We start from the raw sequence: 25,915 nt of genomic DNA, 5'->3' as shown, positions 1-25,915 counted from the left end.
GGGAATAAGCGGGGCGCCACCGGCCGTTGCCAGTGCCGTCAGCCCGACTTCCGGAAGCCCTGTGAGCACCATCAGCCATCAGACGTACCCCTTCGCACCGGGGGCCGAGGACAGGACCGACCTGCTCCTCATCGACGCCGACCCCTCCGACGTCCTCATGGTCGAGAAGATGCTCGCCGAGAGCGGCCTGGACACCGCCATCGCGGTCGCGTCCGACCTCGCCGAGGCCCGCCGCGCGCTGACCCGCCGCACGCAGTGCATCCTCGTCGACCTGTCCACCCCCGGCATCGACCGGCTGGACGGGCTGCGCCAGGTGCTGGCCCTGTCCGAGACCGCCGCCGTGGTCGTGCTGACCGGCCTCGACGACGCCCACCTCGGCGTCCAGGCCGTCGCCGCCGGCGCCGAGGACTACCTGGTCAAGCAGGAGGTCGACGCCCCGCTGCTGGCCCGCGCGATCCGCTACGCCATCGAGCGCAAGCGCTCGGAGGAGACCGAGCGGCGGCTCGTCGAGGCCCGCATCCTCGGCCGCGAGAACGCCCGGCTGGAGCGCGGGCTGCTGCCCGTCCCGCTGATCGAGGACGCGTCGCTGCGGCACCACACCCGCTACCGGCCCGGCCGGCGGCGCGCCCTGCTCGGCGGCGACTTCTACGACACCGTGCAGACCGAGGGCGGCGCCGTCCACCTGATGATCGGGGACGTCTGCGGGCACGGCCCGGACGAGGCGGCCCTCGGCGTCCAGCTCCGGATGGCGTGGCGGACGCTCGTGCTCGCCGGGCACACCGGCGAGCAGCTGCTCGGCACCCTCGACACCGTCCTCGGGCACGAGCGGCGCAGCGAGGAGATCTTCACCACGCTGTGCATGATCACGATCGCGCCGTCCCGGCGGACCGCGCGGATGCACCTGGCCGGGCACCCGGCGCCGCTGCTGTTCCACGGCGTCCTCGGCGAGGACGGCGAGGTCGCGGCGCTGCCCGACTACGCGCACGGGCCGGCGCTCGGGCTGCTGCCGGGCGCCGAGTGGCCGACGACCGAGATCGACCTCGGCGACTCCTGGGGCCTGATGCTCTACACCGACGGCCTCATCGAGGGGAAGGTCGGCGCCGGCTCGGACCGGCTCGGCACCGACGGCCTGGTCGGGCTGGCGCGCGAGGCGCGCACCCGGGGCGCCACCGGGCGCGCCCTGATCGACGACCTGGTCACCGAGGTCGAGCACCTCAACGGCGACGCCCTCACCGACGACCTCGCGGTGCTGCTGCTGTCCCGGCAGCCCGGGCGCGCGTAACCACAGGCCGCTGACCTCGGTCAATGTCTTGTGGATCACTTGATCGGGGAGTTCCCGGACCCGTTGTGAGGTCACTCACCAGGCAGAACGTCACGGAACGGCTACAACACCCGCCCGGCGTGCGTCCATAGCCTGCGGCTATCGCCATGAGTGCGCTGATGACTTGGAACTATTCTCCGATCCGGACATAACGTGCAGGTCGTGGCTATAGCGATACCTGCGATCTACCGATCGACCGTCGGCAAGAAGGCCGTCATGGCGGTGACCGGCGGCATCCTCGTGCTGTACCTGGTCGCGCACATGGTCGGGAACCTGAAGATCTTCATGGGCGCGGAGGACTTCAACCACTACGCGCACTGGCTGCGCACGATCGGTGAGCCCGCGGTACCGCGCCGGACCGTCCTGACCCTCATCGAGGTCGTGCTCGGCGTCTCGGTGATCCTGCACATGTGGTCGGCGGTGTCGCTCGCCAAGCGCGCCGCGCACGCCCGCCCCGTGAAGTACCAGTCGAAGAAGAAGTCGAACGCGCAGGGCTACGCCGTCCGCACGATGCGGTACGGCGGCGTCATCATCGCCGTCTACATCATCTGGCACCTGCTGGACCTGACGTTCTTCGTCGTGAACCCCAAGGGCGCCGACGCCACCCCCTACGAGCGGATGGTCGCCGACTTCGACCCGTCCCGCTGGTACATCACGCTCTGGTACGTCGTCGCCATCCTGCTCGTCGGCCTGCACCTCAACCACGGCATCTGGAGCGCGTTCCAGACGCTCGGGCTGCGCAGCCCGCGCAGCCACAACGCCCTGCGGGGCCTCGCCGCGACCACCGCCGCGCTGATCACGCTCGGCTTCATCGCGGTCCCCGTCTCCATCACGTTCGGATGGGTGAGCTGACCATGACCGACAGCTTCTACAAGTCCGGCGACCCGATCGCCGACACCAAGGCGCCCAAGGGCCCCATCGAGGACCGCTGGACGACGCGCAAGTTCGAGGCCAAGCAGGTCAACCCGGCCAACAAGCGCAAGAAGAAGATCATCATCATCGGCACCGGGCTGGCCGGCGGCTCCGCCGGCGCGACGCTCGGCGAGGCCGGCTACCACGTCCAGCAGTTCTGCTTCCAGGACTCGCCGCGCCGCGCCCACTCGATCGCCGCGCAGGGCGGCATCAACGCCGCGAAGAACTACCGCAACGACGGCGACAGCGTCTACCGGCTGTTCTACGAGACCGTGAAGGGCGGCGACTTCCGCTCCCGCGAGTCGAACGTGTACCGGCTCGCCGACATCTCCCGGAACATCATCGACCAGTGCGTCGCGCAGGGCGTCCCGTTCGCCCGCGAGTACGGCGGCCTGCTCGACAACCGCTCGTTCGGCGGCACCCAGGTCTCCCGCACCTTCTACGCGCGCGGCCAGACGGGCCAGCAGCTGCTCCTCGGCGCCTACCAGGCGCTGATGCGGCAGGTCGAGGCCGGGAACGTGGAGCTGTACCCGCGGCACGAGATGCTCGACCTGATCATGGAGGACGGGCGGGCCCGCGGCGTCGTCGTCCGGAACCTGATCGACGGCGAGATCAAGCACTACACGGCGGACGCGGTCGTGCTGGCGTCCGGCGGCTACGGCAACGTGTACTTCCTGTCCACGAACGCGATGGGCTCGAACGTCACCGCGTCCTGGCGCGCCCACCGGCACGGCGCCCTGTTCGCCAACCCGTGCTACACGCAGATCCACCCGACGTGCATCCCGGTCAGCGGCGACCACCAGTCGAAGCTGACGCTCATGTCGGAGTCGCTGCGCAACGACGGCCGGGTGTGGGTGCCGAAGAAGGGCGGCGACACCCGCAAGCCGTCCGACATCCCCGAGGACGAGCGCGACTACTACCTGGAGCGCATCTACCCCTCGTTCGGCAACCTCGTCCCCCGCGACATCGCGTCCCGCGCGGCGAAGAACGTCTGCGACGAGGGACGCGGCGTCGGCCCCGGCGGCCTCGGCGTCTACCTCGACTTCGCCGACGCCATCGGGCGGCTCGGCCGCGACAAGGTCGAGGCCAAGTACGGCAACCTCTTCCAGATGTACGAGCGCATCACCGGCGAGAACCCGTACGAGACGCCGATGCGCATCTACCCCGCCGTCCACTACACGATGGGCGGCCTCTGGGTGGACTACGACCTCGAGTCCACCATCCCGGGCCTGTTCGTGATCGGCGAGGCGAACTTCTCCGACCACGGCGCCAACCGGCTCGGCGCGTCCGCGCTGATGCAGGGCCTCGCCGACGGCTACTTCGTCCTGCCGAACACCATCGGCGACTACATCGCCCGCAACGCGCTCGGGCCGGTCGCCGAGACGGCGGTCAGCGAGGCCGAGGAGCGGGTGCGGACCCGGATCGACACGCTGCTCTCGATCGACGGGGACCGCACCGTCGACTCCTTCCACCGCGAGCTCGGCCACATCATGTGGGAGTACTGCGGCATGGAGCGCACCGAGCAGGGCCTGCGCAAGGCCCTGGAGCTGATCCCGGCGCTGCGCGCGGAGTTCTGGACGCGCGTCAAGGTCACCGGCAAGGGCGAGGAGCTGAACCAGCAGCTGGAGAAGGCCGGCCGCGTCGCCGACTTCTTCGAGCTGGCCGAGCTGATGGTCATCGACGCGCTGCACCGCACCGAGTCCTGCGGCGGCCACTTCCGGGCCGAGAGCCAGGACGAGGACGGCGAGGCCAAGCGCGACGACGACAACTTCGCCCACGTCGCCGCCTGGGAATGGGCCGGGGAGGGCGAGCAGCCCGTCCTCCACAGGGAGGCCCTGGACTTCGAATACGTCAAGCCGACGCAGCGGTCGTACAAGTAGCAGAGGGTCGGACAGGTAATCATGAAGCTCACACTGCGCGTCTGGCGCCAGAGCGGCCCCCGGGACAAGGGGAGGATGGTCGAGTACAAGCTCGACGACATCTCCCCCGACGCCTCGTTCCTGGAGATGCTGGACGTCCTCAACGAGAAGCTCATCGCCGAGGGCGAGGAGCCGGTCGCGTTCGACCACGACTGCCGCGAGGGCATCTGCGGGATGTGCTCGCTGGTCATCAACGGCACCCCGCACGGCCCGGAGCGCGCCACCACCACGTGCCAGCTCCACATGCGCAAGTTCAAGGACGGCGAGGTCATCGACGTCGAGCCGTGGCGCGCCAAGGCGTTCCCGGTGGTGAAGGACCTGGTCGTCGACCGGTCCGCGTTCGACCGGATGATCCAGGCCGGCGGCTACATCACCGCCCCGACCGGCACCGCGCCGGAGGCGCACTCGACCCCGGTGCCGAAGCCGGACGCCGACCGCGCGTTCGAGGCCGCCGAGTGCATCGGCTGCGGCGCCTGTGTCGCGGCCTGCCCGAACGGCTCGGCCGCGCTGTTCCTCGGCGCCAAGGTCACCCACCTCGGGCTGATGCCGCAGGGGCAGCCGGAGCGCTGGGACCGCGTCGTCTCCATGCTGGAGACCCACGACGAGGAGGGCTTCGGCGGCTGCACCAACACCGGCGAGTGCACCGCCGCCTGCCCGAAGGAGATCCCGCTGGACGTCATCGGGCGCCTCAACGGCGACTACCTGAAGGCGACCACCGGCGGCAAGAAGCGCTGATTCCCGCCGCCTGATCGGCCCCTGATCTCGGCCCCGCCCGGAGTACCGGGCGGGGCCGTACTACTGCTCTACTGTGGTCACATGATCACATTTGTGCCGTACCACCAGGACGAACGGCTTCCCGACGCGTCCTTCCCCCTGGACGGGTTCGACCTGATCCCGGTGACCCGCGACCTCCCGGACGGCGACGTGTGGGAGCGCGTCGCGGCGCTGTGCGAGCCGGTGGCCGCCGAGGTCGCCGACCAGGTCGCCGGCGGCACCCGGCCGGCCGTCGTCTCCGGCGACTGCCTGCTCGCCGAGGCCGTCCTCGCCGGGCTGCAGAAGGCCGGGGTCGACGCGTCCGTCGTCTGGTACGACGCGCACGGCGACGTCCACTCGGCGGAGAGCTCCACGTCCGGCTACATCGGCGGCATGCCGCTGCGGCAGATCATCGGCACCGACACCGCGCTGCTCGCCGACCGGCTCGGCCTGCGCCCGCTGCCGGAGGACCGCGTCGTCCTGGTGGACGCCCGCGACCTCGACCCGGCCGAGGCCGAGTTCCTCGCGTCGTCGAAGGTGCGGCGCTGCCCGGTGGACGACGTCGTCCTGCCGGACGGGCCGCTGCTCCTGCACATCGACCTGGACGTCGTCGACAAGGACGACCTGCCGGGGATGAAGTTCCCCGTGGGCGGCGGGCCGTCCTATGACGCGGTGATCGCGTCCGTCCGCCGGGTCATGGCGACCGGCCGCGTGGCCGCGCTGGACATCGCCTGCCCCTGGCACCTGCCGGAGGGCGATGACAACGCCGTCCGGGGCCGTGTCCTGCGCGACCTCCTGACCGCCTGACCGCCTGACCGCTACTCGGCGCCGACCAGGTTCTCGACGCCCGCGGGGAGGGTCCCCGCCCCGGCGGCCTCCGCGAGGAACGCCTCCAAGGTCTCCTGGAACGCGCGGGCCGCATGGGTCAGCTCGACGTCCTTGCGGTGGGCGAGCGCGATGGTGCGCAGCAGGCCCGGACCGTGGCGGCCCCGCCGCGCCTCCTCGTCGGCCAGGACGAGCGGCGTCCCGCGCAGGCCGGGGCGCCCGGCGAGGACCATGCTCGGGACGACCGCGATGCCGAGGCCGACCTCGACGAAGCGCAGCACGGCGTCCATCTCGCCGCCCTCGACCGCGAACTTCGGCTCGAAGCCCGCCGCCCGGCAGGCGCTGATCGTCGCCTCCCGCAGGTCGTATCCGGGGCGGAACATCACCAGCGGGCGGTTCTGCAGGTCCTCGATGCGCAGGTACGAGCGGCGCGGCAGCTGCGGGGGCGTGCCCGCCCCCGCCGGGGAGGCGACCACCAGGTACTCGCGCAGTATCGGGGTGGTGTCCAGCGGCGGGTCGCCCTGGAGCGGGAGGATGACCAGGGCCATGTCCAGGGAACCGCGCGTCAGCTCCCGGACGAGGTCGCGGGAGCCGCCCTCCTCGACGATGAGCTGGATGCCCGGGTACATGTCGTGGAAGCGGCGCAGGACGTCCGCCAGCAGGCCCGCGCAGAGGGACGGCGTGGCGCCGAGCCGCACCCGGCCGCGTTTGAGGCCGGCGAGTTCCTGCACCTCCAGGCGCGCGGTGTCGACGTCCGCCAGGATGCGCTTGGCCAGGGGCAGCAGCGCCTCACCGGCGGGCGTCAGGGTGATGTTGCCGCGCGCGCGCCGGAACAGGGAGACGTTCAGCTCGCTCTCCAGCGCCCGGATCTGCTTGGACAGCGACGGCTGCGCGACCCGCAGGATCTCCGCGGCCTGCGTGAAGTGGCGCACCTCCGCGACCGCGACGAAGTAGGCGAGCTGCTGTAGCTGCATCCTGCACAGAGTACGGCCAGCGCGCCCGCGCCCGGCGACCCGGGTTACCGCGCGTGGCGGCGGAGGGCCTGGAGGTCGTGCACGATCAGCCGCCGGCGCCCCGTCTCGATCCAGCCGTGCCGGCGCAGCGTGCGCAGCGCCTTGCTCACCGCCTCCCGGGACGCGCCGACCCAGCCCGCCAGCTCCTCCTGCGACAGGTTCAGCGTGATGCGCACGCTCTCCCCGCCCGCCGCGGGCTCGCCGGGCCCGCCGCGCGGGACGTACGGCACGCCGAACCGCTCCGCCAGCTCGACCAGCCGCTGCGCGACCCGCCCCGTCGCGTCGAACATGCCGAACTCGACGCGCTTGCGGTCGGCGTCGCGCCACCGCTGGCACAGCATCCGCATGATGAGGATCGAGACGCGGCCGTGCGCCTGGAGGAACGCCATGAACTCGTCGGCGCCGATCGCGAGGGCCTGGACCGGCTCCAGCGCCGCGACCGACGCCGACCGCGGCAGCCCGTCGATCGCGGCGACCTCGCCGAGCAGGGCGCCCGGCCCGCGCACCGCGAGCAGCGCCTCGCCGCCCTGCTCGCGGTAGGAGAACGCCTTCACCCGCCCCCGCAGCAGCACGGCGACCCAACCGGGCTGCTCCCCCTCGGAGAAGAGCGTGTCGCCCCGCTCGAAGTCGCGGACGCGGGAGCGTGCTTCCAGATCCGCGCGTTCCGCCGCGGTCAGATCGGCGAGGAACGAGCCCGGTTCGAGAGCGGTCACGCCATAACGCTAAAGGGATCCGGGGGCACCCGCCCCCCGTGAGGGAATCACGGTTCAATCACGCGCTCTGTGCACTATTCCCTACTCAGGGGGCCGGATGTGCGTCAGGGTTGGTCCCGGCGTGCGCGACCGGAGGGCCGTAGCGACGTCCACGGCGTCCACGGGGAACGGCGGGACGGCGGGCGGCGGTCCGGGGGCACGCCGCCCGCCGTACCTCGGGAGTGCCGCATGCCAGAGCGCCGCCCCCGCGGTGGAGAGCGGCGGAAACGCGAACGCCCCCCGTCGCGCGGGGCGGCGGGGGACGTTCGCGAGAGACCTGCCGGCCCGGGGGCCGGGCGGTCCGGTCAGGCGGACGGGGTGTCCTGGCCTTTCTTCACGATGCCGAGCTTGCTGCCGAGCCACACCACCGGGTCGTACTTGCGGCCCACGACGCGCTCCTTCATCGGGATCAGCGCGTTGTCGGTGATCTTGATGTGCTCGGGGCAGACCTCGGTGCAGCACTTGGTGATGTTGCAGAAGCCGAGGCCGTGGTCGTCCTGCGCGATGTTGCGCCGGTCGGCCTGGTCGGCCGGGTGCATCTCCAGCTCCCCGATCCGCATCAGGAAGCGGGGGCCGGCGAAGCTCTCCTTGTTCTCCTCATGGTCGCGGATGACGTGGCAGACGTTCTGGCACAGGTAGCACTCGATGCACTTGCGGAACTCCTGCGAGCGCTCCACGTCCACCTGCTGCATGCGCAGCTCGCCGGGCTTCGCGTCGCCCGGGTCGAACGAGGGGATCTCCCGCGCCTTCTCGTAGTTGAACGAGACGTCCGTGACGAGGTCGCGGATGACGGGGAACGTGCGGATCGGGGTGACGGTGACCGTCTCGTCCGGGTCGAAGGTCGACATCCGCGTCATGCACAGCAGCTTCGGCATGCCGTTGATCTCGGCCGAGCAGGAGCCGCACTTGCCCGCCTTGCAGTTCCACCGGACGGCGAGGTCGGGCGCCTGGGTGGCCTGCAGCCGGTGGATGATGTCGAGGACGACCTCGCCCTCGTTCACCTCGACCGTGTAGTCGGCGAGCTCGCCGGAGCCGTCGTCGCCGCGCCAGACCTTGAACTTGGCCTCGTAGCTCATCGGTCGTCCTCCTCGTCGTCCGCGGCGCCGGCGGCGTCGGCGGCGGTGCCGGCGGCGGTGCCGGCGGCGGTCGCGCCCGAGCCGGCCGCCGCCTCCTCGGCCGGCCCCTTCGGCAGCTCCTCGGCGGTCAGGTACTTCTTCAGCTCGTCGTTCTCGAACAGCTCGAGCAGGTCCTCGCGCATCGGCACGAGCGGCTGCCGGGTCAGCTCGACGTGCGGGGCGGACGGGTCGCCGGCGAGCGAGCAGACCAGGTTGACCTTCCGCCACTCGGCCGACATCTGCGGGTAGTCGTCGCGGGTGTGGCCGCCGCGGCTCTCCTGCCGCTCCAGCGCCGCCTTCGCGACCGCCTCCGACACCAGCAGCATGTTGCGCAGGTCGAGCGCGAGGTGCCAGCCCGGGTGGTAGCCGCGGCCGTCGTTGACCGCGACCGGCTGCACGCTGACGTTCGCGACCCGCTCGCGGAGCTTGCCGAGCGACTCGATGGCCTGCTTCAGCTCCTCCTCCTTGCGGATGATGCCGACCAGCTCGTTCATCGTCTGCTGCAGCTCGGCGTGGACGGCGTACGGGCTCTCGCCGCCCTCCCGCTCGAACGGCGCGAGCGCCTCCGCCGTCGCCGCCTCGACCTCCGCGTCCGGGACGGCGGGACGCGCGGCCAGCCCGTCCACGTACTCCGACGCGCCGAGGCCGGCGCGGCGGCCGAACACCAGCAGGTCCGACAGCGAGTTGCCGCCGAGCCGGTTCGAGCCGTGCATGCCGCCGGACACCTCGCCCGCCGCGAACAGGCCGGGCACCTTCGCCGCGCCCGTGTCCGGGTCGACCTCCACGCCGCCCATCACGTAGTGGCAGGTCGGGCCGACCTCCATGGCCTCCTTGGTGATGTCGACGTCCGCCAGCTCCTTGAACTGGTGGTACATCGACGGCAGCCGCTTGACGATCTCGGCGGCGCCGCCCGGCATCCGGTCGACGACGGTGAGGAACACGCCGCCGTGCGGCGATCCCCGGCCCGCCTTGACCTCGGAGTTGATCGCGCGGGCCACCTCGTCGCGGGGCAGCAGCTCAGGGGGGCGCTTGTTGTTGTCGGGGTCGTCGTACCAGCGGTCGCCCTCGCCTTCGGAGGTGGCGTACTGGTCCTTGAAGACCTCGGGGATGTAGTCGAACATGAACCGCTTGCCCTCGCTGTTGCGCAGGACGCCGCGGTCGCCGCGGACCGACTCGGTCACGAGGATGCCCTTGACCGACGGCGGCCAGACCATCCCGGTCGGGTGGAACTGCACGAACTCCATGTTCAGCAGCGTCCCGCCGGCGAGCAGCGCCAGCGCGTGCCCGTCCCCGGTGTACTCCCAGGAGTTCGACGTGACCTTGAACGCCTTGCCGATGCCGCCGGTCGCCAGCACCACCGCGGGCGCCTCGAACACGACGAACTTCCCGGTCTCGCGGACGTAGCCGAACACGCCGCAGACCTTGCCGTCGGCGTCCTTCAGCAGCCGGGTGACCGTCGTCTCGGCCCACACCTTGAGGTTGGCCTCGTAGTCGCCGTGCTCGGCCTTGTCCTCCTGCTGGAGGGCGACGATCTTCTGCTGCGCGGTGCGGATCAGCTCCAGGCCGGTCCGGTCGCCGACGTGCGCCAGCCGCGGGTACTCGTGCCCGCCGAAGTTGCGCTGGCTGATCTTGCCTTCCTTGGTGCGGTCGAACAGCGCGCCCCACAGCTCCAGCTCCCAGATCCGCTCCGGGGCCTCCTTGGCGTGCAGCTCCGCCATCCGCCAGCTGTTCATGAACTTGCCGCCGCGCATGGTGTCGCGGAAGTGGACCATCCAGTTGTCGTTGGCGTTGACGTTGCCCATCGCGGCGGCGGCGCCGCCCTCGGCCATCACCGTGTGGGCCTTGCCGAACAGCGACTTGGAGATGATCGCGGTCTTCTTGCCCTGGAGGCGCGCCTCGATCGCCGCGCGCAGCCCGGCGCCGCCGGCGCCGATCACCACGACGTCGTACGAGTGCCTCTCGATCTCAGTCATGTCCCTTGGCCTCAGTTGAAGATACGCGGGTCGTCGAACACGCCGCCGGCGACGAACGCGATGTACGCGTCCGCCACCACCAGCGAGCCCAGGGTGATCAGCGCGTACATGCCGTGCCGCTCATTGATCTTGGACACCCAGCCCCACATCCGGTACCGGAACGGGTGCTTGGAGAAGTTCTTCAGCCGCCCGCCGACGATGTGCCGGCACGAGTGGCACGACAGCGTGTAGAGCCACAGCAGCACGACGTTCGCCACGAGGATGAGCGTGCCGAGCCCGATGCCGAAGCCGCCGTCCTTGCCGTGGAAGGCCCGGATCGCGTCGTAGGTGTTGATGAGGGAGATGAGCACGGCCGCGAGCCAGAAGTAGCGGTGCAGGTTCTGGCCGATCAGCGGGAAGCGGCGCTCGCCGGTGTACTTGCCGTGCGGTTCGCGGACCGCGCACGCGGACGGCGACGCCCAGAACGACCGGTAGTACGCCTTGCGGTAGTAGTAGCAGGTCAGCCGGAACAGCAGCAGGAACGGCAGCGAGATCGCCGCGAAGGGGATCCAGCCGCGGGTGCCCGCCGGCAGGAACGTCCCGAACTCCGCCGCGTCGCCGGTGTGCCCGTTCACCGTCACGCCGTTGCAGATCTCGTTCAGGCACGGCGAGTAGAACGGCGTCAGGTAGTGGAACTCCGGCACGTAGAACGCCGCGCCCCAGAAGGCCCGGACCGTCGCGTACACCACCCAGGCCGTGAAGATCACGAAGGTCGTGACGGGATACAGCCGCCAGTTGTCCCTGCGGAGCGTTTTTTCCTTGATCTGGGCGCGCGTCTTGACGGGCGCCTCCACAGTGCTCATCGATCGCTCTCCTGAGCTCGGGTCGTCGTGTCCCCGTACCACGGTCCGCGCGCACCGGTTTGCCGTCGCGCCCGCCGGCGGACTCCTCGCGCCGTCGCGCCGAACCTCGGGACATGGCTCCCCGGCGGGCGGCCGGAGGCCGTGCCGCATGCGGGCGGTGACGCCTCGTGTGCGCTTCCAGCGAAGCGACCCTACGCCACACTTGACGCGCTGTGACATACATAACAGGGAGACCCGTATGTGAGCCTGACCACAGACTTTAACCCCGTCGCGGGCCCGTCGCACGGCCCGCGTTCCATAACCAGTCGTTATGGCGCAGGGGAATCGAGACGAGCACGCAAAGGAATGACCTAGCGGTCGCCGAGCATCCGGCCGAGTACGGTACGCGCGAAGTGGGCCTCGGCCTCGCTCGTGCGTCCCGTCCCGTACACGCGCAGGACCTCCGCGAGTTCCGGGAAGCGGTCGGCGATGAGGTCGGCGGCGGCGTCGATCTCCGCCGCGGACGCGACCTCGCGCAACAGGGCCTGCACCAGCCGCGCCGGCTCACCGGCCTGCCGTCCGGCACCCTGGGCCGGCGCACCCTTCGGGGACTCCCCGGGGCCGTCGTCGGCGGTCATGCGCATCCCGGACGTGGTCGGCGCCGCCTCGCCCCGGATCTCCTCCAGCCGCGCCTTGACCGCGTCGGGCGGCAGCGCGCCGAGCTCGGGGTCGGCGACGAACTCCTCCACCGCCATCAGCCGGTGCAGCACCGCCGGATTGCTGATCTTGGCGCGCTGGGCGGACATCAGCTGGGAGAGCATCGGCGCGGACAGCCCGAGCACGCCCGCGAGGCCCGACTGCGACAGCCCGAGCCGGTCGAGCAGCGGCCGGACGCGATCACCGAGCGGCTCGCCGTACCACTCGATCTGCAACGCGCGGTTCCGGGCGACCGTGTCCTCGGCGACGCTCACCCCGTCCACCCCCTTGACGATTCGCAGATGCAAACGCTATATTCACGTCCGCACACCCTATCGTGGCTCCAGATGCCATATTGCCACGGAAGCCCGCCTTTGCATATGCGACGAACCGAAGGATCGACTATGCGCCTGACCCATCGCCTGGTGGTCGCCACCGCCGCGGTGCTGCTCCTGGCCGGCTGCTCGGGCAGCGGAGACGACGAGGCCTCATCGTCGGGCGCCGTCTCGACGACGGCCGCCGGCGCGGCCGTGCCGGCGTCCGAGGCGGGCTACGACAACGCCGCGAAGCCGGTGGTGCAGGGCACCTTCGACAGCCCCGCCGCGGTGGGCGCCAAGGTCGACATCGCCATCATGGGGCTCAAGGCGAAGGGGAAGCTGGCCACGCTGACCGTGCGGTTCACGCCGCACGTCCCCGGCGCCCGGCCCGGCCGGATCAACGGCTACGGGCTCAACGGCAACCACCGGCTCGGAACCTCGCTCATCGACCCGGTGAACCTCAAGCGCTACATCGTCGTGAAGGACTCCGACGGCAAGTCGCTGGAGAGCGACGACATCTTCACGCACATGACGAACGACCAGCCCACGCCCTACTACTTCACCTTCGCCGCCCCGCCCGAGAACGTGAAGTCCATCGACGTACAGATCGGGACATGGCCCACGTTCCGCAACATCCCGGTCGAGCGGTGAGCCGCATGCGCCGCACGACGGTCATCGCGGGCGTCCTCGCGACGCTGCTCGCCGTCCCCGCCGTCGCGGGGGCCGACCCCGGAGTGCCGGACGGCAACCTCGCCAAGAGCGTCCTGCCCCTCGAGACCGGCACCGCCGTGCACGACATCGACCTGTCCAAGGCCGTGATCCCCCTGGAAGAGGAGCACGCGAACGGCGGGCAGGTCACCGTCCGCATCTCCGCCGACGTCCTGTTCGACTTCGGCGCGTCCACGCTCACCGACACCGCCCGCCGGCGCATCAGCGAACTCGCGCCGCGGCTGCGGGGCGTCAAGGGCGCCGTCCAGGTCTCCGGGCACACCGACTCCATCGGCGACCCGTCCTCCAACCTCGCCCTCTCCCGGCGGCGCGCCGAGGCGGTCAAGACCGCACTGCAGGATGCCCTCGGCGGAGCCTCCCTGCGCGTCCAGGCGAGGGGCTACGGCGAGACCAAGCCCGTCGCCCCCAACGAGCAGGGCGGCAAGGACGACCCCGAAGGCCGCGCGAAGAACCGCCGCGTCGAGATCACCTACGAGAAGAGCTGAGAACCGCCCGCCCCGACCGCCGAACAGGAAAGAGGTATCCCGATGACGGGCATCCGAGGCGCGCTCGCCGCCCTCACGGCCGTCCCGCTGGTCCTCCTCGCCGCCTGCGACTCCGGCGGCGGGGCCCCCGCGAGCCGCGGCACCGCGGAGACCGGCCGCCCCCACTCCGGGCCGATGATCAAGGAGGCCTGGTCCGCGCTCGGCGGCGGCCGTTCGCGGCTCGAGGTGCGGGCCGTCGAGCGCCATCGCGACCGGTCGGTGCTGCGCTTATATGTGACCAACCCGGAGCGCGATCCGAAGATGTACTCGTTCGCGACCTCGGTCGCGGGGTCGGCGTTCGGCCAGCTGCACTTCACGCTCGTCGACCCGGTCGGCCACAAGGCGTACGGCCCGCTCTACGACCGTGGCGGCGAGGGCAACACCGTCGGCAGCGACCTCCGCTTCACCATGGTCCGGCCCGGCGTCCGCTACGAGGCGGTGCTCGCCTTCCCCCGCCTCCCCGAGTCGGTGCGGGCCGTCACGGTGGTCACTCCCACCACCGCCGGCGAGTTCACCGGCGTCCCGGTGATCGACGGCAAGGGCGAGGGCGGCCCCACAGCCCCCGTCGTGGACGACGCGACGCCCCCGAGCCCCGGCGCCACGGTGGCGTTCAAGACGCGCGAGCAGCAGGGCGACGCCTCGGGCCGCACCTACGACCTCTACGGCCTCACCGAGGGCGAGGTGCAGTCCACCAGCACGAGCGCGAGCGAGCAGACCATCGGGTTGCGCACCGACGTGCTGTTCGCCTTCGACAAGGCGACGCTCTCCGCCCGCGCGAAGGCCATCCTGGACCAGGTCGCGAACGAGACCAGGGCGAAGGCCGACCCGGCCAAGCCGCCGATCCTCATCACCGGGCACACCGACGGCAAGGGCACCCCCGGCTACAACATGCCCCTGTCACAGCGCCGCGCCGACGTCGTCCTGAAGGAGCTCCAAGCCCGCCTCGGCACCGCCTACCAGTACAAGGCCGAAGGCAAGGGCGAGACCGAACCGGTGGCGAAGGAGGGCGGCACCGACGACGAGGAGGCCCGCCGGCGCAACCGCCGCGTCGAGATCTCCTACCAGATCAAGCAGCAAGCGACCGAGACGACATCGACCACGGAGACCGTCCCGCTGGACAAGCCCGGCACCGGCACCGGCGCCCCCGCCGCGTTCCACCCGGACGGCCCGACCGTGGCGAGCCGCACGGCCGAGATCGGCCGGATCCCCGGCCAGAAACGGCGTATCGACGTCAAGCCGTTCTACCGCGACGGCGCCTACCTCGTCGCCGTCTTCGAGATCACCAACGCCGGCTCCCAGGACCTGCTCCCCACCGACAGTTACATGGGCGACAACGGCTCCTACGGCCGGTTCGGCGCGTTCTCCGTCATCGACCCGGCCACGAACACCGCCTACCGCGGCGTCCGCATGGGCCCCACCGAGGAGGTCGGAGTTAACCTGCGCTTCGTCGACCCCGGCTGGGCCATCTTCAGAACCGAGCCGGGCACGGCGAACCGCGGTTTCTTCTACGTCCCCGCTCCCCCGCCGTCCGTCAAGGCGGTCACCTTCGACGCGGGCCCCTTCGGCAAGATCCCGAACGTCCCCATCAGGTAGGGCCCGGCCGGCTCCGATGAGGCGGAGGCGCCCCCAACTGTTCAAAGATCTGCAGCAGTTCACCGTCCAGCGTCCGGGCGGGAAACCGCAGGTCCCGACGGCACGACCCCAGCGCCCGCCGCGCCGCGTCCGCGTCGGCGAAGCGCCGCGCGGGATCGGGGTCGCACAGATGGGACAGCACGGTCCACAGCATCGGCGCCACACCCGCGGGCCGCGCGCCGATCCGCTGGTGCGGCTCCGGGTCGCCCGCCCCGGTGAGCATCCGCCAGCCGACCATCCCGGCGGCGTACAGGTCCTGCCGCGGCGCGGGCCGGTTCCAGTCGAGCGCCTCGGGCGCCAGGTAGCCGGGCGTGCCGACGACGAACCCGGTCGTGGTGAACCGGATCCCGTCGTCCCCGAGCGCGATCCCGAAGTCCGCGAGCCGGACATGCGGCGCACCGACCGCACTCGGCTCCATCAGCAGGTTCGCCGGCTTCACGTCGCGGTGGACGATCCCGGCCCGATGGATGCGGCTCAACGCGGCCAGCACCTGGTCCAGGATCTCGGCGGCGTAGTCCGGCGGCAGCCGCCCGTAGTCGCCGAGGAGCGTCTCCACGGACCCGCCGGTCATCAGATCCATCGCCAGCAGAACGTCGTCGCCCGCCATGCACGACGCGTAGGGCGTCACCACGTGCGGATGCGCCAGCCGCAGCGCCTGCTCCCGGATCGCCCGCAGCAGCATCGTCCGCCCCTGCCACCGGATGAGCTTCGCGGCGCAGTAGCGCCGCTCCGCATGATCGTAGGCACGCCACACCCGGCTCGTCCCGCCCGCCCCGATCCGGTCGAGCATGGTGAACCGCCCGCCGATCACCCACCCTCCGTCCACGGGACAGATCGTACGGAATCCACCGCCCCGAAGACCCACCGGCCGAGCGCCGTCAACCGCAAGGACGGACCGCGCATCGAACAAGGAGAGCCCCACACCTCCCCGCTCCCTCCATAGACTGACGATCTCCGCAGACCATGCGCCCCGGACAGGGCCCGCCCGAAACTGGACAAATGAGCGACAAAGAGCCCGGCCGCGAAAATCTCGCGGGGGACACCGCCGCCCACAGCAACACCACGCCCTCCCCCAACGAGACCGGCACCGAGCCCGCGACCACGCCCGGCACGCCCGCAGCGAAAGGCGACAACGCGGAGACCACCGACACACCCCGCACGGACACGCAAGGCGCGGACCTCACGCCCCGAAGGTCAAAGGTCACGCGATCCGAGAACACAGACGAGCCTGACTCCGTGCACGCGTCCACAGGTGGCATAGAAGTAGCGAGCGTGCAGGCCACGCGCACGAAAGCCGGCAACACAGACGCCGGGACCGCAAAGGACACCAACGCAAAACTCCCGGACACGAGAGGCACGGCCGTAGCCGCCACAGGCACCAAGAACACAGCCGTGAAAGGCACCGGCGCTGAGAACACCGGCGTCCCCACCAACGACAGCCCCGAAGGCGACGGTGCCGAGGGCAGCGATCCTGCCGGCGGCAGCGTTGAAGGCGGCAGCACCGCGGATGCCGGCCCCACCGGCGGCAAAGCCGAGGGCGGCAGCGTTGAAGGCGGCGCTGCAGATGCCAGCCCTACCGGCGGCAAAGCCGAAGGTGGCGGCGCTGAGGGTGGCGGCGCTGCGGATGCCGGCCCTACCGGTGGTGGATTTGAGGGTGATGGTCCTATCGGCGGCCGCGCTGAAGGCAGCGGCCCTACCGGCAGTGGGGCTGAAGGCGGCAAGGCTGAGCGTGGTGGCGCCGGTCCTACCGACGGCGGGGCCGAAGGTGGCGGGGCTGCGGGTTCTACCGGCGGCAGTGCTGAGGGTGGCGGGGCTCAGGGTGGCGGGGCTGGTTCTACCGGCGGTGGGGCTGACGGTGGTGCTGGTGGTGGGGAAGAGGGAGGTTCGGGTGTTGGGGGTGGTCGGTCGGGGCGGCGGGGGAGGCGGCGGCGGGTTTTGCGGTGGACGGGGGTGGGGGTGTTGGGCGTGGTGCTGCTCGGTGGGGCCGGCGCCGCTTGGCTCTACCACGACATCGTCGGCGGCATTGACCAGAAGCATGTCGGGGGGCGGCTCGGGCCGGATCGGCCGGAGAAGCTCAACAAGTCGCTCAACATCCTGCTGCTCGGGTCCGACACGCGGGCGGGCGACAACTCCGAGTACGCGGACGGTGTGACCGGCGCGCGGTCGGACACCACGATCCTGCTGCACCTGTCGCCCAACCGCGACCAGGCGGTCGGCATCAGCTTCCCGCGCGACTCGATGGTGAAGATGCCCAAGTGCGAGAAGGAGGGCGGCGGCACGGTCCCGGCGCAGTTCGGCATGCTGAACTCGGCGTTCGCGTTCGGCGGGCCGGCCTGCACGTGGAAGACGCTGGAAAGCCTCACCGGCATCCACATCGACCACTTCGTCCAGATCGACTTCTCCGGGTTCAAGCGGATGGTGGACGCGCTCGGCGGCGTCGAGATCTGCGTCGACAGGCCCGTCAACGACCCGCGCGCCCAACTGCACCTGAAGGCCGGCAAGCAGACGGTGAAGGGGACCCAGGCGCTCGGCTACGTGCGGGCCCGCTACTCGCTCGGCAACGGCTCCGACCTGGAGCGCATCCAGCGGCAGCAGAAGTTCATGGCCGCCGTCGTCGACAAGGCCACCAGCGGCTCGATGCTCACCGACCCCGCCAAGACCTACAAGTTCCTCAAGGCCGCGACCAAGTCGATGACGACCGACGACGATCTGAACCTGGCGACCATGAAGAAGATCGCGGACGGGCTGAAGGGGATGGACGCCGGGCAGGTGCGGTTCGTGACCGTGCCCGTCGAGCGCTACGCCCCGGACCCCAACCGCGTCCAGTGGAACCGGGAGCGGGCCCGGGCGCTGTTCGAGGCGGTCCGGCGCGACGACGACCTGCCCGCGGAGCCGGCCGCGCCCGCTCCGGCCGAGCAGGCCCTGCCCGCCCCGGGGAAGGTGAACGTCACGGTCGTGGCCGCGGGCGCTCCGAAGAAGGTGGTCGCGAACGCGGTGCGCCGGCTCCGGGAGCGCGGGTTCAAGGTCGCCGAGACGGTCGGGAAGGCGGCGCCCGCCGCGGAGACCCGCCTCGTCTACGCCCCGTCCAGCGAAGCGCAGGCGTCCGTGCTCGCCCGGGCGCTTCCCGACGCGGTGCTCACCGCCGACGGCGGCGCGCCCGCGGGCGGTGTCCGCCTCGTTCTCGGCAAGGCCGGCGCCCGCTTCACCCCGCCCGCCATCAACAAGATCGGAGGAGGGGTCAAGGCCGGCCGGAAGAACCCCTGCGCGTGACCGGGTTCATCCGGCGGCCGCCAGCACCGCCGCGAGGGTTCCGGCCAGCATCGCCGGGCCGAACGGGAACTCGCCCTTCCGCGTCCGGCGGACGATCAGCACGCCGACGGCGATGACACCGCCGATCAGGTACATCACCAGCAGGCCGGTCACCCAGGCGCGCCCGCCGAACCATCCGAGGCAGAGCCCGAGCACGCCCGACAGCTTGACGTCCCCGAGCCCGATGCCGGACGGGACGGCGAGCGCCTGCGCGGCGAACAGCGCGAAGAGCGCCGCCATGCCGATGAGCGCGTGCGTGAAGTGCCGCAGGCCGTCGTCGGTGAACGGGGCGGCGACCGCCAGCAGCGCGGCCGCGATGCCGTAGGACGGGAGGGTGAAGCGGTCCGGCAGCCGCTTCTCCCGGATGTCGATGAACGCCAGCAGCGCGCCGACCGCCGCGAGGTAGAGCAGCGCGGCGAGGACGGGTTCCGCTCCGATCCGCCATCCGACGGCTCCGAAGACGCAGGCGGTGGCGACGCCGAGCGCCGTCCGCCGCGTCCGGTCGACGGGGCCGGTGAACGGCACCGCCAGCGGGGCCAGGAGGAGGCCGGCGGCCAGACCGACCGGGAGCAACACCAACGCGACCATCGCACCTCGCCCATTCCGGCGCTCATCGGGAGCCTCGGGAACGATAACGCGCCCTGGGCGCCCCCGCCTCGTCCAACTGGAGACGCCCCCACGGCCGGGGCTCAGCCGGTCGGGCACTGGCGCGGATCGTCGCAGATCTTCAACGCGGCCGACTGCTGGAACAGCGCGTGGATCTGCCGCGGATCGCGGATCTGGTAGGCGGCGCCGCCGGTCGCCCGCGCGATGCGCTGGAGCGCGCCGAGATCGACGCCCGGCCCGAACCCGAGCCCGACGACCTGCACCGGACGGCTCGCGTCGTACTCCGCCTTCAACTGCGCCAGCAGTGTCCGCTCGGAGAGTCCGCCGGCGAAGTCGTTGCGGCCGTCGGTCAGCACCAGCACGATGTTGATCATGTCGTCGCGGTATCCGGCCTTGACGGTCCGGTACGCGGCGAGGACGGAGTCGTAGAGGCCGGTGTCCCCGTCCGGCTTGGCCCGCATCCGGGCGAGCGCCTGCTGCATCGCGGCACGGTGCGGCAGGCCCCCGTCCGTCGCGCCCAGGCGGCCGACCGGAGCGAGCTCCTTGTACGGGCGCGGGCCGTCCATCCCGGTGGAGAAGGCCCACAGGCCCATTTCCGCGGAGTCCGGCATGAGGGAGATGCCCTTCTCGACCTCACCCGCGGTCACCGCCATCCGCGACCGGCCGGTCCCCGGCACCTGCTCCAGCATCGACCCGGACACGTCGATCACGGTGAGCATGCGGGTGCCGAGGTGCATCCGGCGCCACATCTCCAGGGCTTCGCTGACCGCGCCGGGCGCCGGGGGCGATGTCGCGGGCACGGCCCCGACCCCCGTCACCGCCGACACGGCCGGCGCCGGACCGCCTCCCGCCGGACGCAGCCCCGCCTTCGCCAGGGCGTCCGCCCCCTCACGTGTCCCGACCTCGGCGAGGAACCGCCGCGCCGCCGCGGCCTTCGCACCCGCCGCGACGACGAGCGGGAAGTCCAGGGCCATGGTGCCGTCCGCCGGAAGCACCGCCTGGACGGGCGCGCCGCCCGCCGTAGCGCGCCGCCACACCGACTGCTCCGGCACCGCCAGCACCGGCGTCTTGCCGCCGCCGAACCGGACCAGCCCGTCGAACGCCGCCGCCTCGCCCCGCGCGGAGCCCTCCACGCTCTGCGCGGACGCCAGGATCCCGGTGAACCCGGCGATGGCCTGGTCCCCCGTCCCCGCCGCCCGCTTCGCCATCAGCAGCGCGACCATGCCGGCCGCGTTCTGCTCCGGCGCCGGCAGCCGCAGGGACACCGCCCCGTCCGGCGTCATCGACCGCCACGACAGCGGCTCAGCGCCCTTCGCCCGCGCGAGCACGACCGGCGAACTCGCGACCGACCCGATCGGCTTCGGCGGCGCGGTGCCGGTCCGCTCGGCCGTCCGCCCGGCGATCTCCAGCCACAGCGACGAGTCCAGGACGTAGGCGTCCGCCCGCGCCTGGGCGGCGGACCTGTCACCGCCCAGCGCCAGCGCCATCGCCGCCGAGGGCAGCGTGTTCACGGTCACCTCGGCGCACCGCCCGCCCACCTCGTGCTCCGCGCCGTTGAACCGTCCGGCCAGCGCGGTCAGCGCGGGGGCCACCGCCGGATCCGCCGCCAGGCTCACCGTCACCCGCCCGTCGCACCCGCCTCCGGCGGCCTGCCGCACGCCGAGCAGCGCCCCGACCACGAGCAGCGCCGCGACCCCCGCGATGAGGACCACAGGCGGGCGCCTCCGCCGGAGCCGTACCGTCCACCCGCTTCCCGCCGTCGCGACCGCCTGGGGCCGCACCGGCCGCGCCACGATCGCCGGAGACACCGCCACACCGCCGCCCTCGGACGCCACGACCCGCTCGGACGACGCGGCACCTACGGGCGACGGCTCCACGACCGCCGACGCGGGCGTTGACGTCGGCAGAAAGCCGGCCACTCGCACGTCCGGCACGGGCGCGGACCGAGTCGGCGCGCCGCCAGGCGGCGGCCCCGCGGCCGTTTGCGCACCGGCCGACTCGGACGGCGGCACCGGCGGCACCGGCGGCACCGGCGGCGCCGGCGGCGCCTGAACGTCGGGCGAAACCTGCGGCCTGCCCGCGGCGGCGGGCGGCCGCGCGGCGCCGTTGGGCTCGGAAGCGTCCGGAGGCGCCCCTGCCGGCGGTTGCGGGTTCGGGCTCCCGGCCTCGGTCGACGGGGGCGGCGGCGCTTGCACGCTGGGTGAGACCTGCGGAGCGGTAGTGGCCGCGATGGGAGGCGCCAGCGTGGAGCCGTCGGGGTCCGGAGCCCGGTTGGCGAGTTGAGAGTGCGGGGAGGCGGTGCCCGCAGTCGGTGATGGAGGGACGGCCGAGGGAGGCGTCGGTGCTTGCGGTGTGGGCGACGTGGGCGTGGTGGGGGTCGCCAGTACCGGCGGCGGACTCGGCGTAGGCGGAGTTTGCAGGGGTTGCTGCGGGTCACCGGGGAGGCCCGGGATGTCCAGCGGGAGCGGCGGGAGGTCGACACCGTCTTCGGCAGGCATGGTGCCGCCATTGAAACGAGCCGGGTGGTGGGGGTGCATGGGCCTCGGGGCCCAACCTGGGGCCCAATCAGTAGAGGGCCTCGCTCTTTCGGGGTGCACGGCGGAGGCCGATGAGGGTGCCGAGGACGGCGGCGCAGAGCGGGGCCAGGACGCTGATGGGCGGGGCGACGTGCTCGATGGGGCGCAGGTTCGCCAGGAGCGCGGGGATGCACGGGCCGAGGGCGGTGAGGGCGGGGAGGGCGACGGTGCCGGACACCCCGGCGCGGCGCAGGCGCGGTGCGGTGCGGCGGGCGGCGAGGACGCCAATGGGGAACTGGACGAGGGTCGCCGCTGCGGCGGACGTCCAGTAGACGGCGTCGGAGGAGGCGGCGCCGGGGGCCGCGAAGGCGGTCGCGGCCACCACTGCGGCGAGGGCGAGGAGGACGGCCAGGGCGGCGGCCGCAGTGAGCAGCACCGTGGTGGCGACGCGCATGGGGCTCCCTTTCAGCGGACGGACGGCCGGGCGGCCGGGCGGACGGTCAGCCGAGGCAGCGCGTCCACGGCACCCATCCCTGTCCGGCCTTGTAGAACTGGGCTCCGGTGAGCGTGTTGATCTGGTGTTCGCCGGAGCCTTCGAAGAGACCGCCCCAGTTGACGTCGAGCTTGTCGGTGTCGCCGGTGACGTCGTAGGTCAGCCGGGACATGCGTCCGCCGCCGCCGGTGAAGTAGCGGTCGAGGGCGGCGTCGTCGCCGGTCTCCCCGTAGTCCTCCAGGGCCTTGCGGTCCTGCGGGTCGGCGTAGTCGAGGGTCTTGTCGGTGACGGTCCGCTCGGAGTAGAGCAGCCATTGCTTGCCGCCGATGACCGCGCCCTTCTCGCTGTCGACGCCGCCGCTGAGCTTGCCGTCGGCGCGGAAGTACAGGATGTCCTGGGTGTTGGACGTCTTGGTCAGGCTGAGCATGGTGCCGTCCTTGTCCTCGGTGTAGGCCCAGGTGGTCTGGGCTCGGCGCTTGAAGTTCAGGCCGGCGTTGGGGTTGAGCTGGATCTTCGCCTTGATCTTCTCGGTCTGGGCGGGGGTCAGTTCGATCCCCTTGGCACCGATGCGCTTGCTGATCTCCGCCATGGCGAGGGCCAGCGCGTCCGCGGCGCCGGCGGCGGCGCGCTCGCGGGCCCCCTTCGGCAGGCGTTTCCACACGTCGCCGAGATTGACGAGCACCCCGGCCTCGGCCTCCCCTTTCTCGGTGTAGTAAGTGGTGCGCTGACCCGTCTTGCGGTCGGTGCGGGTGCCGTCGATCAGCCAGCCGCGCGCCTTGGCCGGCATTTTCACCTTCCACAGGTTGAGCTCGCTCTTGAAACCGCCCGTGAGCCCCCCTTCCCGGTAGTCGGCGGACGGTTTCCTGTCGGGTTCGCTGCCCCCGATCCACCGGTCGTAGTACTTGCCGACGACCGGGGTCTTGCCGACGAGCCAGGAAAATCCGCTCGTGAGCGGGTTGGTGCGGACGACGAATTTCGCGGTGTTGCCGATGCGGTGGTCGACGAGGTCGTCGAAGAACTTCCGCGCCTCCTTCTCGTTGTCGAAGGAGTACACGTCCCCGTTGGTGAGCTGGCCGCCGCCCCAGATGCCGAACTTGCCGAATTTGAAGTCGAAATCGGGGCTGGCGATCCCGCCCTCCCCCCAGGTGAAGTCGGAGACCTCCCAGGTGGACTTCCCGTTCGCGCCCACCCGGTGGTCGAGTTGCAGCGTGTTGCGGCTGTTGGTGCGCACGTTGATGCGCGTCGGAATCGTCACCGTCTCCTCAAGGTATTTGGTCTCGATTCCCGTGGAGCAGGCCGTGCGCGGTTCGTCCGGGTCCGGTTTCCCGGCCGCCGTGGCGGTCCCCGAACACGCACCGGTGAGGTGCATCGTGTGCAGCGCCCGGCAGACCGCGCCGCTCGTCCGGCCGGGCACGCCGAAGGTGAGGAGGGACGCGCAGACCGCCGCGACGAGCGCCAGGATCCCGACGTACTCGGTAACGGACGCACCGCGGTCGGCGGGTTCGCCCGCACGGATCTCGACAAGGGGCACGCCTTGAAGATTCGCATCGAGGAGTCGTTCCCGAATGAGCCCCGGGGCCCAATCTCAGGCCTATTTCGCCAGAATTCTCGCTAGCCCGCGTACGGGCGCCTGAAGCCGATATATCCGCTGTAGGTGCTGTACCGGACGGTGGTTCCCGTCCGCGGTGCCTCGATCATGGTGCGGGTGGCCGGGTCGACGATAAGGCCGACGTGTTCGGGACCTCGCGGGCCCATGCGGAAGAACACCAGATCGCCCGCCTTCTCCTGGCCCGGCGCGATGCCCCGCCCGAATCTCCATTGGTCGTAGGTGACCCGCGGAATGGAGATTCCGGCCGCGCGGTAGGCCATCTGGACGAGGGACGAGCAGTCGCAGTTCCCCATCGTGGCCGCGACGCGGCTCGGGGCCGTGCAGGTGCCGCCCCACTGGTACCAGGTGCCGAGTTGCGCCTGGGCGAAGGCGATCGCGCGGCGGATCATCTCCGGTGTCCCGGCGGGCAGCGGGCCCGGCGGCGGAAAGGCGCCGCCGGTCCCGGCTTCCAGGTAGGGGAAGCCGTTGTAGGGAACGCTGCTCTCCTTGTCGACCAGCCGCAAAGTGAACTTCTTCCCCAGTGCCGCCGCGTCCCCGCCGGGCCAGGCGACGACGCCTCCGCAGACCAGCCGGGACGGGGGCGCCGGCTGCTGCTCCGGCACCGGCTCCCCCGGCGGCACGGGTGAGAACCGGTACGCGCAGTCCGGAACGGTGAGCCGCGCGACCGCGACCGCCGTGCCGACCCGTCCGATGCCCTTCTCGCCCGAGCCGTCGGTGCACAGGCGGCGGCCGTGGCGCAGGTCGTCCTTCTCCTGCTCGGTGAGCTCGTTCTCCTTCTTGAGCTGGCAGTCGGCGGTGCCGGCCCAGACCTTGGCGTACGTCCCGTCCAGGCCGGTGAGGTGCACCGTGCCGTCGACGCGTGTCCCGTTGCCGCGGGCGTAGCGTTCGGCGGCGCCCTGCGGCGCGTCGTCGGCGAGCAGCCAGGCGCCGAGCCCCGCGGGCGGCGTGCCGGCCAGCGCCATCTCCACCAGCCGCAGCCGCAGCGGTTCGAGCGCGCCGAGGGCGGCGGCGTCGGCGCCGCGCTGCGCCCGGGTGCGCATGTCGCCGGCCTGCGCGACGCGGCTGACCACGAGCACGGCCGCGAGCAGGCACAGCGCCATCCCGATGATGAGGACCGAGGTCGCGGCGCCCGCGTCGCCCGCGTCGCCGCGCGGAACGGGACGGGTCACCGCGCGAACCAGCCCCCGAACAGTATGCCGGTCAGCGCCCCGGCCAGCATGAACGGGCCGAACGGCAGCTCGTCCTTGCGCCCGGCGCGGCCGAGGAGCAGCCATGTCGCGCTGTAGAGGCCGCCGTAGAGGAGCCCGGCGACCACGCCCGTCACCCATGCCGCTTCACCCAGCCAACCGAGGTAGAGGCCGAGGACGCCGGCCAGCTTGACGTCGCCGCCGCCCATCGCGCGCGGCGCCAGGGCGTGCTGGACGAAGTACACCGCCCACAGCACCGTCATCCCGGCCAGCGCGTGCGCGAGCCGGGCGGCACCGCCGGGGGTGAAGGGGGCGGCGGCCGCCAGCAGCGTCAGGCCGATCGGGTAGGACGGCAGGGTGATCGCGTTCGGCAGCCGCTTCACCGCGGTGTCGATCACCGCGAGCTGGACGCCGATCACCGCCAGGTAGGCGAACGCCCCGAGGTCCGGGCGCGTCCCGAGCCGGACGGCCAGCGCCGCGAGGACCGCGCCGGTCAGCGCCGCGACGCCGATCCCGGCGCGCGGCGCGAGCGGGCCCCGGTAGCGGGCCGCGACCGGGGCGGCCAGCCAGCCGGCGGCGGCCCCCGCCGCGGCCGCTCCCGCGGCCGCGGCGGCCGTCATCAGTTCTCGCCACCCGGATCGCCCTCGAAGATCTCCTTGAGCGCGTCCTCGACGGCATTGGTGACCGTGTCCACGATGCCGAGGCTGTAGAGGCCGGCGATGATGGCGGCGACCAGGATCAGCATTCCGGCCCACTCGAAGATATCGGCGCCGCGGTCGTCGGAATCACTCAGCCGTTCGGCACGGCCCTGAAAGAAACGCACGACGCGCTGTCCGCCGGCGTTCATCGACAAATGCGCCCGCGCAAGGGCGGGAATCAGCGAATCCATCATG

General features: G+C 71.8%; 24 protein-coding genes. 10 read left to right on the top strand and 14 right to left on the bottom strand.

Features of this window, described 5'->3' with window-relative positions; translation table 11 throughout:
* Positions 1-61 precede the first annotated feature (61 nt).
* The 5 genes from HUT06_RS09265 to HUT06_RS09245 all read left to right on the top strand — a co-directional run bounded on the left by HUT06_RS09265 (position 62) and on the right by HUT06_RS09245 (position 5,712).
* Positions 62-1,282: a PP2C family protein-serine/threonine phosphatase gene (locus HUT06_RS09265; RefSeq protein WP_254715069.1), complete on the top strand. Its 1,221-nt coding sequence runs from the start codon at positions 62-64 to the stop codon at positions 1,280-1,282.
* Between the two features lie 201 nt (positions 1,283-1,483).
* Positions 1,484-2,173: a succinate dehydrogenase cytochrome b subunit gene (locus HUT06_RS09260; RefSeq protein WP_176195335.1), complete on the top strand. Its 690-nt coding sequence runs from the start codon at positions 1,484-1,486 to the stop codon at positions 2,171-2,173.
* 2 nt (positions 2,174-2,175) lie between these two features.
* The gene (locus HUT06_RS09255; RefSeq protein WP_176201249.1) at positions 2,176-4,113 is read left to right on the top strand and encodes a fumarate reductase/succinate dehydrogenase flavoprotein subunit; all 1,938 of its coding nucleotides are present in this window, start codon (positions 2,176-2,178) and stop codon (positions 4,111-4,113) included.
* A gap of 21 nt (positions 4,114-4,134) precedes the next feature.
* Positions 4,135-4,887 carry a succinate dehydrogenase/fumarate reductase iron-sulfur subunit gene (locus HUT06_RS09250; RefSeq protein ID WP_176195334.1) on the top strand — a complete coding sequence of 251 codons (753 nt, stop codon included), beginning with the start codon at positions 4,135-4,137 and terminating at the stop codon, positions 4,885-4,887.
* Positions 4,888-4,968: 81 nt separating this feature from the next.
* Positions 4,969-5,712: an arginase family protein gene (locus HUT06_RS09245; protein WP_254715068.1), complete on the top strand. Its 744-nt coding sequence runs from the start codon at positions 4,969-4,971 to the stop codon at positions 5,710-5,712.
* An 11-nt stretch (positions 5,713-5,723) separates the two neighbouring features.
* Here the strand turns inward: HUT06_RS09245 and HUT06_RS09240 are convergent, their stop codons facing one another.
* The 6 genes from HUT06_RS09240 to HUT06_RS09215 all read right to left on the bottom strand — a co-directional run bounded on the left by HUT06_RS09240 (position 5,724) and on the right by HUT06_RS09215 (position 12,384).
* A complete protein-coding gene (locus HUT06_RS09240; protein ID WP_176195333.1) occupies positions 5,724-6,704 on the bottom strand; it encodes a LysR family transcriptional regulator in 981 nt (326 codons plus the stop codon).
* 44 nt (positions 6,705-6,748) lie between these two features.
* Positions 6,749-7,456, bottom strand: coding sequence for a Crp/Fnr family transcriptional regulator (locus HUT06_RS09235; RefSeq protein ID WP_176195332.1), 708 nt, complete (start codon positions 7,454-7,456; stop codon positions 6,749-6,751).
* 344 nt (positions 7,457-7,800) lie between these two features.
* Positions 7,801-8,571: a succinate dehydrogenase/fumarate reductase iron-sulfur subunit gene (locus tag HUT06_RS09230; protein ID WP_176195331.1), complete on the bottom strand. Its 771-nt coding sequence runs from the start codon at positions 8,569-8,571 to the stop codon at positions 7,801-7,803.
* Complete coding sequence (locus HUT06_RS09225) at positions 8,568-10,583, bottom strand: fumarate reductase/succinate dehydrogenase flavoprotein subunit (RefSeq protein ID WP_176195330.1); 2,016 nt, start codon at positions 10,581-10,583, stop codon at positions 8,568-8,570. The genes HUT06_RS09230 and HUT06_RS09225 overlap by 4 nt, the downstream gene beginning before the upstream one ends.
* An 11-nt stretch (positions 10,584-10,594) precedes the next feature.
* On the bottom strand, positions 10,595-11,425 hold the full coding sequence (locus tag HUT06_RS09220; protein ID WP_176195329.1) for a hypothetical protein: 831 nt from the start codon (positions 11,423-11,425) through the stop codon (positions 10,595-10,597).
* Positions 11,426-11,775: 350 nt separating this feature from the next.
* Positions 11,776-12,384 carry an XRE family transcriptional regulator gene (locus HUT06_RS09215; RefSeq protein WP_176195328.1) on the bottom strand — a complete coding sequence of 203 codons (609 nt, stop codon included), beginning with the start codon at positions 12,382-12,384 and terminating at the stop codon, positions 11,776-11,778.
* A 120-nt stretch (positions 12,385-12,504) separates the two neighbouring features.
* On the opposite strand from HUT06_RS09215, the gene HUT06_RS09210 reads away from it, so the two are divergent.
* The 3 genes from HUT06_RS09210 to HUT06_RS09200 are packed head-to-tail and all read left to right on the top strand — an operon-like array spanning position 12,505 to position 15,263.
* On the top strand, positions 12,505-13,068 hold the full coding sequence (locus HUT06_RS09210) for a hypothetical protein (RefSeq protein ID WP_176195327.1): 564 nt from the start codon (positions 12,505-12,507) through the stop codon (positions 13,066-13,068).
* 5 nt (positions 13,069-13,073) lie between these two features.
* Positions 13,074-13,631 (top strand): OmpA family protein, encoded by a 558-nt coding sequence (locus HUT06_RS09205; RefSeq protein ID WP_176195326.1) that lies wholly within the window; start codon positions 13,074-13,076, stop codon positions 13,629-13,631.
* A gap of 42 nt (positions 13,632-13,673) precedes the next feature.
* Positions 13,674-15,263 carry an OmpA family protein gene (locus HUT06_RS09200; protein WP_176195325.1) on the top strand — a complete coding sequence of 530 codons (1,590 nt, stop codon included), beginning with the start codon at positions 13,674-13,676 and terminating at the stop codon, positions 15,261-15,263.
* On the opposite strand, the gene HUT06_RS09195 is transcribed toward HUT06_RS09200, so the two are convergent.
* On the bottom strand, positions 15,256-16,128 hold the full coding sequence (locus HUT06_RS09195) for a serine/threonine-protein kinase (protein WP_176195324.1): 873 nt from the start codon (positions 16,126-16,128) through the stop codon (positions 15,256-15,258). The genes HUT06_RS09200 and HUT06_RS09195 overlap by 8 nt on opposite strands.
* A gap of 1,139 nt (positions 16,129-17,267) precedes the next feature.
* Here HUT06_RS09195 and HUT06_RS09190 point away from each other — a divergent pair.
* Positions 17,268-18,572 (top strand): LCP family protein, encoded by a 1,305-nt coding sequence (locus HUT06_RS09190; RefSeq protein WP_176195323.1) that lies wholly within the window; start codon positions 17,268-17,270, stop codon positions 18,570-18,572.
* Positions 18,573-18,578: 6 nt separating this feature from the next.
* Here HUT06_RS09190 and HUT06_RS09185 read toward each other — a convergent pair whose 3' ends face one another.
* Complete coding sequence (locus tag HUT06_RS09185) at positions 18,579-19,199, bottom strand: prepilin peptidase (protein ID WP_176195322.1); 621 nt, start codon at positions 19,197-19,199, stop codon at positions 18,579-18,581.
* 101 nt (positions 19,200-19,300) lie between these two features.
* Positions 19,301-20,929 (bottom strand): substrate-binding domain-containing protein, encoded by a 1,629-nt coding sequence (locus HUT06_RS45170; protein WP_176195321.1) that lies wholly within the window; start codon positions 20,927-20,929, stop codon positions 19,301-19,303.
* On the opposite strand from HUT06_RS45170, the gene HUT06_RS09175 reads away from it, so the two are divergent.
* Positions 20,919-21,269 carry a hypothetical protein gene (locus HUT06_RS09175; RefSeq protein WP_176195320.1) on the top strand — a complete coding sequence of 117 codons (351 nt, stop codon included), beginning with the start codon at positions 20,919-20,921 and terminating at the stop codon, positions 21,267-21,269. The two genes, HUT06_RS45170 and HUT06_RS09175, sit on opposite strands and share 11 nt — an antisense overlap.
* 513 nt (positions 21,270-21,782) lie before the next feature.
* On the opposite strand, the gene HUT06_RS09170 is transcribed toward HUT06_RS09175, so the two are convergent.
* The 5 genes from HUT06_RS09170 to HUT06_RS09150 form a co-directional block, all read right to left on the bottom strand.
* Entirely contained in the window at positions 21,783-22,187 is a 405-nt protein-coding gene (locus HUT06_RS09170) for a hypothetical protein (protein ID WP_176195319.1), read from the bottom strand.
* Between the two features lie 46 nt (positions 22,188-22,233).
* The gene (locus HUT06_RS09165; RefSeq protein WP_176195318.1) at positions 22,234-23,757 is read right to left on the bottom strand and encodes a hypothetical protein; all 1,524 of its coding nucleotides are present in this window, start codon (positions 23,755-23,757) and stop codon (positions 22,234-22,236) included.
* A gap of 80 nt (positions 23,758-23,837) precedes the next feature.
* Positions 23,838-25,004, bottom strand: a complete 1,167-nt coding sequence (locus tag HUT06_RS09160) for a C40 family peptidase (RefSeq protein ID WP_176195317.1) — start codon at positions 25,002-25,004, stop codon at positions 23,838-23,840.
* Positions 25,001-25,642 carry an A24 family peptidase gene (locus HUT06_RS09155; protein WP_176195316.1) on the bottom strand — a complete coding sequence of 214 codons (642 nt, stop codon included), beginning with the start codon at positions 25,640-25,642 and terminating at the stop codon, positions 25,001-25,003. Before HUT06_RS09155 ends, HUT06_RS09160 begins: the two co-directional genes overlap by 4 nt.
* Entirely contained in the window at positions 25,642-25,914 is a 273-nt protein-coding gene (locus tag HUT06_RS09150) for a hypothetical protein (RefSeq protein WP_176195315.1), read from the bottom strand. The genes HUT06_RS09155 and HUT06_RS09150 overlap by 1 nt, the downstream gene beginning before the upstream one ends.
* Position 25,915: the final 1 nt, after the last annotated feature.

This window comes from Actinomadura sp. NAK00032, from assembly GCF_013364275.1.
GTDB lineage: Bacteria > Actinomycetota > Actinomycetes > Streptosporangiales > Streptosporangiaceae > Spirillospora.
The sequence above is the reverse complement of the archived record's forward strand: the minus strand, read 5'-3'. Positions and strand labels throughout refer to the sequence as shown.